This window comes from Paracoccus halophilus (genome assembly GCF_000763905.1).
Taxonomy (GTDB): domain Bacteria; phylum Pseudomonadota; class Alphaproteobacteria; order Rhodobacterales; family Rhodobacteraceae; genus Paracoccus; species Paracoccus halophilus.
The window spans coordinates 1-10769 of sequence record NZ_JRKN01000053.1 but is presented as its reverse complement, the minus strand read 5'-3'; the positions used below and the strand labels follow the sequence as shown (position 1 = coordinate 10769).

The window sequence follows — 10769 nt, the reverse complement described above, 5'->3', positions numbered from 1 at the left end:
GACCCATAATGCCGAGGTTCGGATTATGCCGCGCCGATCTGCTAGACTTATTGGATTGCGGTTAGGCCGGCGCGGCGTGTCGGCATAATTCAGAGTCCTTCGAGGAATGCCAAGAGTTCGTCACTCGGTCGATATCGTCCGCCCGTGCTGTCGACCGGTTTCGTCAATGCCATCGCTTTTTCCTTCAGTTCGATATCAGCATGGATGTAGACCTGCGTCGTCTCGACTGATTCATGGCCCAGCCAGAGAGCAATAATTGTTCGGTCCACGCCACTCTGTAGAAGCTGCATTGCTGCGGTATGGCGCAAGACGTGCGGCGTAACGCGTTTCGATCTGAACGTCGAACTAGTCAAAGCGGCGGTACCTGAGTGCTTCCGAACTATCCGTTCAACCGCGTCTCGGCTCAACCGTGCGCCCCGAATTGTTGCGAACAGGGGGTTGCTCGGGGCGGCGTTAATTTGGGAAACCCAAGCTCTTAAAGCATCCCGACTATCCGCCCGGAGGGGCGTGGCGCGTTCTTTTCGGCCCTTGCCCATGCATCTGAGATGCGCTCCGGTGCCGAGATCGACGTCGCCGACGCATAGGTCGATTACCTCTGATACGCGCAAGCCCGTCTGTAGCATAGTGAGGAGCAACACCCGATCGCGCCGCCCAAACCAAGTCGTCTGGTCAGGTGCCTTCAGTAAGACCTCCATCTCGTCACGGCTCAGGAAGTCCACGACGCGTTTTGTGTGACGTTTGGACGGCATCGCCAGCACCTTCTGGCAATGATGCAGCAACTGGGGTTCACAGCCCGCGACATATTTGAAGAACGAACGGATCGCTGCTAGGCGAGTGTTCCGGCTTCGCGCGCTGTTGCCGCGGTCATCCTCGCAGAACGTCAAGAACCGTCCGATGATCTCGGCATCGATGTGGGCCACATGCAGTTCAGTCGGTGGCAACCTGGTCTCTGCTGTTGCGTATTTCAGCAGAAGCCGGAAAGTGTCGCGATAGCTGGCGATCGTGTTTGGGCTGGCCTGCATCTGGGTCAACAGCCGCTCGGTGAAGAACCGCTGCACGTAGATGGGCAATGGATAGGTTGCAATCATGACGCGCCCTCCAGTACACGTTTTTCGGCCCGCGCCGCCGCCAACTGCATCAGCTCGGGCACGGCTTCGATATACCAGAACGTGTTCTTTGGCTCGGAATGGCCGAGATAGGTGCTGAGTTTGTACATTTCGGCCTCAATGTCCCGACCATCGCGGAACCAATCCAAGATGGTGTAGACGGCAAATGTGTGCCGCAAGTCATGGATGCGCGGTCCATCGCCGTGTCGGTTGAAGGCTTGCGGCGAACGAAGGCCTATGTTTCTGCTGACTTGCGCAAAGTTGTAGCGTGCCCCGCAATCTCCCGCCGGTTCGCCATCTTCTTTGATGAAGAACGCCGACGACTGGTGCGCTACCAGCCGATCCCGCAGCTTGGCATAATGGGCGAGCCGATGGGCGGTATCACCGTTGACGGGCAACTGCCGATCCTTACCATTCTTCGTGTTTCTGAGCGTCAGGACGGCATGGTCAAGATCCACGTCCTGCCGGCTCAGAGACAGAGCTTCATTCACCCGCATGCCCGTTACAGCTATCAAACCGAACAGGGTCTGCCACAAAGCGGCCCGAAGGCCGTAGGGCGAAGGCAGTCGCCCGGCTTCGTCGACAATGGCTACGATTTGACTGGGCGCATAGATGTAGGGGACGCGCCTTCGGTATCGGCCGATGACGAGTTGGCTGGACGGGACTTCGGTCCGATCGTCGTGCTCTGCAAGCCAAAAGGCAAACTGGCGCACCATGCCGAGGCGATGAGACCATGTGTTGTTGTCCGCACTGCCGTAGCTTGCCTTCCAATCAAGGAACAACTGCGTCGAGATGATCTGGAACCCGTTGTCATTGGCAAAGCTGACGAACTTGCGGAGGACCCGTTCCTCAAAGGACAAATCAAATCCCATCGAACGCCGAAGGGCGAGATATTGATCAAGTCGTTGAGACAGCTTCTTCATTTCACTTCCTCCGCCGTTGGCCAAGGACGTGAAATCGAGCGCAAGGCATCGACATCATGTTGCGCATATATTGTCGTGTTCTTCGCAGACCGGTGTCGCAGCACATCCCCGATCTCGGCAAGCGACGCGCCTTTTCGCAGCATGTCGGTGGCCAAGCTGTGCCGCAGAATGTGCGTGCCAATATAGGCTTGCGGCGGACTGATGCCGGTCGCATCATAGGCATCCCGCAAAATCCAGCGCAGAATTTGTGCGTCCTTGAACCTCTTGAACGGCGGCTTTACTGACACGAACAGCGCGCGATCCGGCCCCCGGCGCTCATTCTTGATGTAATCGACAATCGCCTCACCAATCTCCGCTGACATCGGCATTTGATCATGCAATTGCCACTTGCCACGGATTAGGATTTTACCACCACGCCAGTCGATATCGTCTAATTCTATCGCCGTTACCTCCGGAGGGCGAAGGCCCAGCCGAGCGACCAGCATCAGCATTGCATAATTGCGTCGGCCCGTTTTCTTCTGGCCGCGCACCACCTCGATGAGCCGGTTGACCTGTCCCGGCTCCAGATACCTCGGAATGCCTGTCGGCTTCGGCTGCCGAGACTTAGGCACGGCGTTGCTTAGGTTTCGCTCCGTCTTTCCACTCCAAAACAGGAACTGAAACAGGTTGCGCAGATGGGACGGGCCGGTTTTGTCACGTGGCGCATATTGCGCCTCTCGCATTCGAAGGATGAACCCGGTGATGTCGTCAGGCTTGACGCTGTTGAGATCTCCCAAACCGGTGCCGAACTTCGCGTTTAGGAACCGGTCATAGAACCGCAGGCAGTGGTAGATTGTGTCCTCGGAAAGGCCGCGCTGAACCCGCAAGTACGCTTCGTACTCCCTTTTAAGCACTGCCCTTGGTGACATGTCGAGCGGCGGTATGGCGCGCGCTGGAGCGGCCGCATTCTCGATCAGGTAATCCCTGAACCGATTAAGTCGGTATAAGCAATGGCTCTTGTCTTTAGCCGACGCGGCATCGACGATTGCACGCGCAAGCTGGTCCATAAGCTCATCAGTTAAGTCAGCTGGGGTGACTTTTGCAGATACCAATGCCTCTCTGAGAGCTTGTGCATTCGACCTGTATTTCGCAATTGATCCCTTGCCGTACCCTTCAGATTCGATGCGTTCGGCGAAGTGGGCAACGTGGTTGATCGGATTTGGGCGAGATCGGTTCGCGCGAGAAGTTTTCGTTTTCATAAACTTGTCCTTCAGTTGGTTGAAGGTTGTACTTATGCCAGATCACCAAAGCGGACGCTCACGGGACAAGGATAGATCGACACTATTGGGACAATCCGGACATTCCCAGTGATACCCGACTTCGCACCCTTATGCGGTTTCGTAGCGATCTGCCCCGCGCCACGGTAATCATTCTGGCCAAAACGCAGAGAAGAACGCCGCCGAGATCGCGAAAATGGCAGCGATCGAGGCAGCATCTCTGATGTCTCAAGAATCGACTGCGAGATGGGCGCCAAGGGCTGCAAGATATCGACTTCGTTTGGTCATGATCGTTCGCGACTTTGATTCTCGGCCCCAAGGGGCTGGCAACTCGAGGTATCGGCAATCTCGCTAGATCAGGCTTCTGATCGTCGGACCCATACTCTTGTCGGGATGGATTAGAAGCGTGGGGATTCCTAATTGCTCGGCGCCGTTGATGTCAGTTTCAGGATTATCGCCGACCATGATCGCCTCGTCGGGCGACGCATTCCGCAGACCGCGAAGGAAAAGCGGCGCGGCTGGCTTACCGATGAAGGGGATCGCGAGGCCGGGGCGGCAGGCCCGGAGCAGCCCAGCGACTGCACCCGTTTCGATGGCCGGACCCGCAGCGCCGGGATGCGTCAGATCGGGGTTGGCTGCGACTATCGGAACACCTTGTGTGATCTGGACTAGCACGGATTCCAGTTCCGCCAGCGTCGTGTCGGGTGCACGGCACAGCACGATCAGATCCGGCCGCTCCGACGTAAGGTGCAGACCCAGCGTCTCGGCCCGGTCGCGCATCGCATCCGTGGCGATCAGCCGGATGCGGGCGTCGGGATAAACCGTTTGCACATGAAGCAGGGTTTGTTCTCCGGCCAGGAAAATCTGCGTCGCCGGCACCTCGATGCCGATCCGGGCCAAGCGGTCCGACAGGCCCGTTGCCGTATCGGTCGAGTTGTTGGAGACAAGCGCCAACCTGTCGCGCACCGCATCAACGAACGCGGCGGCCCCGTCGATCGTCTGCCCCCCTCGGATCAGGCAGCCGTCGATGTCGCACAGGATGCGCCGCGCACCTGCGACCAGAGCACGGTGATCATCGGCATTCGTCACAGGTCGATGAATCCTTCGTGCCGCATTGCCGTGGAGTAATCCTCGGACAGGTCGCCCTCGGGGGCCATCAGCGGAAATGTCGGCGCGCGCGAAGCGAATTCGTGCATATGGACCACGACGCGGTCGGCATCGGCCAGCACAACGCCATAGGCAGGCTGGGCCAGATCGCCCTGTATCACGTCGCTGGACAGGTCCAATGCAACCTGATGGTTCAGCCCGCGCATGCACGAGAATGAAAGCCCGCGCCAGTTGCCGAAGATCGCCCGGTGGACGTGGCCGAAGAACAGGTGCCGGATGCGGTGGGTGTGCGGTGCGATGACGGCGTGGAACGCCTCGGCGTCCTGCATGCGGATGTCGTCCATCGCGCGGATGCCCACGTCGAAGGGAGGGTGGTGCATGAACAGAAGGACCGGACCCTCGCTGCCCGCAAGCTGCCGTTGCAGCCAGTCCAGCCGCGCAGGGCAATAGCCGCCTGCATGGGTGCCGTCCACCCGGGTATCGAGAAACAGGCACAGCCCGGCCTCGGTCTGCCGCGCGGACTGGACGAAGCCGTTTTCGTCGCGCGGTATGGCCGGAAAGACGGCGGCAAAGGACGGTGTGTCGTCATGGTTGCCGACCATCAGCACGAGCGGCGTCTTCAGCCCTGCGATGGCGCGGGTAAAGGCGGCGTAGGCGTCGGCGTCGCCCCAATGGGTCAGATCACCCGTAACGACGGTGAAGTCGGCATCGGCGTGATCGCGGTTTATGCTCTCGACCGCAAGCGCGAGGCGGCGGGACGGGTCGGCCCCGAACAGGCGGCGACCGCCGCCGATCACGTGGGTGTCGGTCAGGTGGATGAATTTCATCATGTCTCTCCGGGATGCCGGTCACGCAGGCGCGCGACCCGCGGGTTCGGGATCAGTGCGGCAGAAGCTCCGCAACCTCATCCACCAGTTCCTGCTGCAGTTCTTCCATGTCGGGCTGCTCGCCCGTCACCAGGCGCTCCAGCCCGTCATAGATGACCTGCGTGATCGCAAGGCCGTTCGCGCCCGGATAGGCTTGCCATTCGCGCATCAGCGGCAGCTGCTCCACCGCCGATGCCTTCTCGGGGTAGCGGTCATAGAAATCGGCAAGGATCAGCTCGTTCGCGGCGCGGTTGGGCGGCATGTAGCCCGTGGTGCGCGCCACATCGGCTGCCCCTTCGCCCGAGGTCAGAAACTTGATCCATTCCCATGCCGCCGCCCGCACCGCCGGATCGTCCGAGGTCGAGGTCATCATCGCCGCATTCCCGCCCGCGGGCAGGCCCAGAGGGGCGCCGTCGATGCCGGGGAAGGATGCCGTCGTGAATGCCAGATCCGCGTTCCCACGCGAGATACGCCCGACATAGGAGGTCGAGGAGAAGAGCATCGGAATCTCTCCGGAGGTGAAGGAGGTGATCGCTTCCTCGACCGACAGGTTCTTCATGCCGCATTCGTTTACGATCTTCTGGATCGTCTGCAAGGCAACCAGTGCCTCGGGGCTGTCCAGCGTCATTGCGTTGCCTTCGACGATGGGCTTGTCCTGCGACCACATCAGCGCCTGGAACAGCCAGTTGCCGGTGATCTGCCAATCCCAAAAGATCGGATTCTCGTAGCCCGCCTCGCGCAATGTTCCGCAAGCGGCGATCACTTCGTCCCATGTAGCGGGAAAGCCGTCGATCCCGGCATCCTGCATCATCGCAGTGTTGTAGAACCCGACGGGAAGCGAGACCGAGAAGGGCAGGCCATACACCTGATCGTCGAAGGTCGAAAGTTGCAGCATCGCAGGGTGATAGCCTTCGACCTCGAAATCGGCCTCCTTGGCGATGAACGGGTCCAGCGGCTGGGCGATGTCATTTTCTACTAGGATCTGCTGGCGGTTCAGACCCTGCATCGTCACGTCCGGCAGGTTGCCCGACACGGCCTCGCGTAGGATGGTGTTCGACGCATCCTCGTATTCCTCATAGGAGGCGCGGAACTTCACCTCGATGTTCGGATGCGCCTCTTGGAAGCGGGGCAGGATCGCCTCATAGGTGACGTCGAAGATCGCGGAGTAAGGGTAGACGAATTCGATTGTCACCTTGTCCTGCGCATGGACCGTGGTGGCCGAGAGCATCAGCCCGGCAAGAAGGAAAAGGCGTTTCATTTTAGTCTCCGGGTGGGGGGTCATTTCATTCCCGAAAGCGCGATGCCTTCGATGAAGCGGCGCTGCGCCAAAAGGAACGCGGCGATGAGGGGGATGACGATGATGGTCGCGGTGGCCATCATCGGGCCATAAAGGCTGCCGTCGGCGCCGGCCTGAAACTCGCGCAGGCCCAGCGGCGGGGTGAACAGATCACGATCGCCCGTGATGACGATGCGCGGCCAGAAATAATCGTTCCAATGCGCAGTGATGGAAAAGATGGCAAAGGCGATCAGCGCGGGGATCGCGGTTGGCAGCATCACGCGCCAGACGATGGCGAATTCGCCCATTCCATCCATCCGCGCGGCATCGACCAGATCGTCGGGCACGCTTTGGAAGAACTGGCGCATGAGGAAGATGCCGAAGGCCGAAATGGTCCACGGGATCACCAGCGCGGCATAGCTGTTGGTCAGCCCCAGCTTCGCCAGCCCCAGATAGAGCGGCAGCGCCACCGCGTTCACCGGGATCAGCAGGCAGAACAGCACCAGTGCAAATGCCGCATCCCGGCCCCAGAACCGCAATTTTGTCAGCGCATAGGCGGCGGGCAGTGCCACGATGACCTGTATCACAAAGATCGACACGGTCACGATCAGCCCGTTCAGCAGGTATCTCAGCAAGGGCGCCTCGGTGAAGGCCTTGGTGTAGTTGAAAACGGCGGGGCGGGTGGTGCATGCAGCCTCGCGGCCCTGCTCCAACTGCGCCATGATCGCGTCATCGGTTTGGCCGGGACTAGCGGCGCGGGCAGCATCCATCGCGGCGCGGTCGGGCTGGCTGCGGGCCATGCACATCGTGTCCAGCATCGGGGCCTGCGCGCCGAACAGCCCGCCGGTGCCGGTCTCGATTTCGGACGGGGATTTCAGCGAATAGCTGAGCATGACGGCAAAGGGTGCCAGCACGACAAAGCCGCCGATCAGCAGCACCAGATGTTTCAGGATTTGGGTCATGAATCAGGCCCTCCGTTCCGTGAGGCGGCGTTGCAGCAGCGTCAGCGCCATGACAGAGATCAGGAACAACACGGTGATCGCCGCGCCGATGCCGACAAGGTTCTGCACGATCCCCTTTTCATAGATGGCGAACATCATCAGATAGACCGACTTTGACGGCCCCCCGCCGGGCGAAAACAGCACCTCTACCGTGTCGAAGGTCTGGAAGGCGCGGATGAAGGTGGTGATCAGCACAAAGGTCGTGGTGGGGCGCAGCGCAGGCCATGTGACCAGCCGGAACCGCTCCCACCCCGATCTTGCGCCGTCCATCTCCGCCGCGCCGTAAAGCTCGCGCGAGACGCCGGACAGGCCCGCCAGATACAGCACCATGTTGAACCCGAAGCCCTGCCAGACGCCGATGAAACAGGTGACCCAGATCGCATAGTTTCGGTCGCCCAGCCAAAGCGGCATCTGATCGGGGCAGACCCCTTCGGGCAGCACGCCGCAGACCGCCAGGAGGCTGCGGTTCACCACGCCGATGGTCGGGTGCAGCATCATCTGCCACACGATCGTCATTGCCAGAAGCGTTGCCATGACCGGCAGGAAATAGACCGATTTGTAGAACGCCGCCCCGCGTGACAAGGACTGGATTAGCAGCGCGGCGCCAAGGCCCAGACCGATCGATGCTGGCACCACCACCGCAACGTATGTCGCCGTGGCGACCAGCATCTTCTCATAGGTGGAACTCCCGAAGATGCGGGCGTAATTTTCCAGCCCCACCCATGTCAGCCCTGCCGCGCCCAGCGAATAGTCGGTGAAGCTGAGAACCACCGCCGCAAGGATCGGCAGGATCAGGATCACCAGCATCAGCGCCAGCGCGGGCGCACCCAATAGGAAAGCGATACGCCCTTGGGTCATGCGAAAACTTGCGCGGTCACGTTCCGGCAGCGTCCGCCCATCGCGTCGAAAATCAGCGCGCGGCCGGGATCGAAACCGATGCCCACCGCATCCCCGACGACAGCTTGGGCGGACGTTCGCAGCACAAGGCAGTCGGGAAGCTCGGGCACCGCGATCTGGACCACGAATTCATGGCCCATATTCTCCACATGCGCGACCTTGCCGCGCAGCTTGGCACTGCTTTCGGTCAGAAACAGCGCCTCGGGGCGCAGAGCCAACCGCAAGGTGGCGCGGCCCGTATGGCGCAGTGGCAAGGGGCAGCCGGGGATGGAGATGCGGCCATCCTTATCCGCCTCGGCGGGAATGACGTTGATACGCGGCGAGCCCACAAACTCCGCCACCCGCAGATCACAGGGATCGGCATAGATTTGGGCGGGCGTGTCGCATTGCAGGATCTCGCCCCCCATCATCACGGCGATGCGGTCGGACATGGTCATCGCCTCGACCTGATCGTGGGTGACGTAGATGAACGTCGCGCCCAGCTTGCGATGAAGCTCGGTGATCTCGGTCCGGGTGTGGGCGCGCAGCTTGGCGTCGAGGTTCGACAACGGCTCGTCCAGCAGGAAAGCCGCCGGATCGCGCACCAGCGCACGGGCCAGAGCCACGCGCTGGCGCTGCCCGCCGGACATCTCGCCCGGGCGGCGATCCAGCAGCGGGCCGATCTCCAGCATCTCGGCGGCGCGCTGCACATCGGCGGCAATGGACCGCGCCGCCGCACCGCCCATGAAGCCCCCGACCAGCGGCAGACGCTGCCAGCGGTTCAGACGGCGCATCCGCAGCGGCACGGCGATATTCTCGGCCACGGTCAGATGCGGGTAGAGGGCATAGGACTGGAACACCATCGACAGGTTGCGGTCCGCCGCCCGCATGCCCGATACGGACACGCCGTCCAGCAGCACCTCGCCCGCCGTTGCACCCTCCAGCCCGGCGATGATCCGCAGCAGCGTGGACTTGCCGCATCCCGATGGCCCGACAAGCGAGACGAACTCGCCCTCGGCAATGTCCAGATCGATGCCGCGCAGGATTTCGGCGTCCTTGAAGGATTTCTGAATACCCCTGAGTGTTACCGTCGCCACGATGAAGTCCTTTCGCTGTCGTGGCGGGCATAGGCGATGCAGTTGTAACGTTTATGACATGATATAAATTTAGGTTATGCTTCGACATCGCTTGGAGCCGCCATGAAACGCCCCACCGCCAGCCAGATACGCGCATTCAACGAGGTTGCCGCGACAGGCAGCTTTTCCCGCGCGGCTAAGGCGTTGGCGGTGTCGCAACCCGCGATCACCGCGCAGGTTCGCGCAATGGAGGAGGCGCATGACGTGCGCCTGTTCGACCGGGTAGGCACGGGCGCGGAACTGACGGCGATCGGGGAAAGGCTTTACCGCCACACCCGTCAGATGCGTGACACGGAAAAGGAAGCGGCGGTGATTCTCCACTCCGCCCGCACGCTGACCATTGGCGAGCTAGTCATCGCAGCTGGCGCACCGGGGCCAGCCATGTCGCTGATCGCGGCCTTTCGCGCGCATTATCCCGGTGTCCGACTGGCGATGCATTTCGGCAACTGGCAGCATGTCGTGAATGCGGTCAGGGACAGGAAATGCGATCTTGGCATACTGACCGAAGCGCCGCAGGCGGACGACATCTTTCGCGAGGCGCTGTTCGAGCAGTCGCTGGTGGCCCTGATCCCCGAGGGCCATCCCCTGTCCCGCCGGCAGGAGGTGAGCCTGAGCGAATTGATGGATCACCCGCTTCTGTTCCGCAGCGGGCAATCTCAGACCCAGAAGCGCCTGAACGGCGTTCTAACTAAATCGGGCCTCCGGCCGCAGCCCCTCCTCTGGCTGGAATCGCGCGAAGCGATTTACGAAGCTTGCGCGCAAGGCATCGGCATTGGCTTTATGTTCGACGCCGCCTCGACGCGTGCCGATCGCGTGTGCCGCGTAAAGATACGCGAGATCACCGATTTCTTTCCCGAATATGCCTTTTGCCTTCGATCTAACCAGAGCCTTCGCCCAGTCGAGGCATTCCTAAACCTCGCTCGCGACATGCAGTCCCAAAGGGCGAACCATTTTGCAGGTTGATCAAAGTTCGTCCACGAATAATCAAGTGAGAACTGTTCGGATTGATCCCTATCTCGTCCGAAGGCCCTAGTGTATTTGGTTACGGTTCCAACGCTAGGACCCGAATGACCGCAAAGGGCTCTCAACACCTTTCGCCGCGTTGAGTTCGAACGGCTGCTGTTTGTCGCCAACGTTTTTATGCCGACACGCCGCGCCGGTCTAACCGCAACCCAACAGGTCCGGCAGATCGGCGCGGCATAATCCGAACCTCGGCATTATG

10 protein-coding genes are annotated in these 10769 nt (G+C 60.9%); 1 reads left to right on the top strand and 9 read right to left on the bottom strand.

What is annotated here, in order from left to right; genetic code table 11:
* Positions 1–89: 89 nt before the first annotated feature.
* The 9 genes from IT41_RS18350 to IT41_RS18310 form a co-directional block, all read right to left on the bottom strand.
* Positions 90–1088 carry a tyrosine-type recombinase/integrase gene (locus tag IT41_RS18350; RefSeq protein ID WP_139221778.1) on the bottom strand — a complete coding sequence of 333 codons (999 nt, stop codon included), beginning with the start codon at positions 1086–1088 and terminating at the stop codon, positions 90–92.
* Positions 1085–2029: a tyrosine-type recombinase/integrase gene (locus IT41_RS18345; RefSeq protein ID WP_036744082.1), complete on the bottom strand. Its 945-nt coding sequence runs from the start codon at positions 2027–2029 to the stop codon at positions 1085–1087. The genes IT41_RS18350 and IT41_RS18345 overlap by 4 nt, the downstream gene beginning before the upstream one ends.
* The gene (locus IT41_RS18340) at positions 2026–3267 is read right to left on the bottom strand and encodes a tyrosine-type recombinase/integrase (RefSeq protein WP_074948217.1); all 1242 of its coding nucleotides are present in this window, start codon (positions 3265–3267) and stop codon (positions 2026–2028) included. The genes IT41_RS18345 and IT41_RS18340 overlap by 4 nt, the downstream gene beginning before the upstream one ends.
* A gap of 369 nt (positions 3268–3636) precedes the next feature.
* Positions 3637–4374, bottom strand: coding sequence for an HAD-IIA family hydrolase (locus IT41_RS21040; RefSeq protein WP_052081779.1), 738 nt, complete (start codon positions 4372–4374; stop codon positions 3637–3639).
* Positions 4371–5219 (bottom strand): phosphodiesterase, encoded by an 849-nt coding sequence (locus tag IT41_RS18330; protein ID WP_029372602.1) that lies wholly within the window; start codon positions 5217–5219, stop codon positions 4371–4373. The genes IT41_RS21040 and IT41_RS18330 overlap by 4 nt, the downstream gene beginning before the upstream one ends.
* A 52-nt stretch (positions 5220–5271) precedes the next feature.
* Complete coding sequence (locus IT41_RS18325; RefSeq protein ID WP_010399465.1) at positions 5272–6516, bottom strand: ABC transporter substrate-binding protein; 1245 nt, start codon at positions 6514–6516, stop codon at positions 5272–5274.
* Between the two features lie 20 nt (positions 6517–6536).
* Positions 6537–7496: a carbohydrate ABC transporter permease gene (locus tag IT41_RS18320; protein ID WP_010399463.1), complete on the bottom strand. Its 960-nt coding sequence runs from the start codon at positions 7494–7496 to the stop codon at positions 6537–6539.
* A gap of 3 nt (positions 7497–7499) precedes the next feature.
* Entirely contained in the window at positions 7500–8393 is an 894-nt protein-coding gene (locus IT41_RS18315; protein WP_036744078.1) for a carbohydrate ABC transporter permease, read from the bottom strand.
* Positions 8390–9508 (bottom strand): ABC transporter ATP-binding protein, encoded by a 1119-nt coding sequence (locus tag IT41_RS18310; protein WP_036744076.1) that lies wholly within the window; start codon positions 9506–9508, stop codon positions 8390–8392. The genes IT41_RS18315 and IT41_RS18310 overlap by 4 nt, the downstream gene beginning before the upstream one ends.
* A gap of 102 nt (positions 9509–9610) precedes the next feature.
* On the opposite strand from IT41_RS18310, the gene IT41_RS18305 reads away from it, so the two are divergent.
* Positions 9611–10510 (top strand): LysR family transcriptional regulator, encoded by a 900-nt coding sequence (locus tag IT41_RS18305; protein ID WP_036744074.1) that lies wholly within the window; start codon positions 9611–9613, stop codon positions 10508–10510.
* Positions 10511–10769: the final 259 nt, after the last annotated feature.

What these genes read in the sequence shown, in the direction of transcription:
- IT41_RS18345 (WP_036744082.1), bottom strand. Translation starts at nt 2,029, where the DNA reads ATGAAGAAGCTGTCTCAACGACTTGATCAATATCTCGCCCTTCGGCGT.
- IT41_RS18340 (WP_074948217.1), bottom strand. Translation starts at nt 3,267, where the DNA reads ATGAAAACGAAAACTTCTCGCGCGAACCGATCTCGCCCAAATCCGATC.
- IT41_RS18325 (WP_010399465.1), bottom strand. Translation starts at nt 6,516, where the DNA reads ATGAAACGCCTTTTCCTTCTTGCCGGGCTGATGCTCTCGGCCACCACG.
- IT41_RS18350 (WP_139221778.1), bottom strand. Translation starts at nt 1,088, where the DNA reads ATGATTGCAACCTATCCATTGCCCATCTACGTGCAGCGGTTCTTCACC.
- IT41_RS18315 (WP_036744078.1), bottom strand. Translation starts at nt 8,393, where the DNA reads ATGACCCAAGGGCGTATCGCTTTCCTATTGGGTGCGCCCGCGCTGGCG.
- IT41_RS18330 (WP_029372602.1), bottom strand. Translation starts at nt 5,219, where the DNA reads ATGAAATTCATCCACCTGACCGACACCCACGTGATCGGCGGCGGTCGC.
- IT41_RS18305 (WP_036744074.1), top strand. Translation starts at nt 9,611, where the DNA reads ATGAAACGCCCCACCGCCAGCCAGATACGCGCATTCAACGAGGTTGCC.
- IT41_RS18320 (WP_010399463.1), bottom strand. Translation starts at nt 7,496, where the DNA reads ATGACCCAAATCCTGAAACATCTGGTGCTGCTGATCGGCGGCTTTGTC.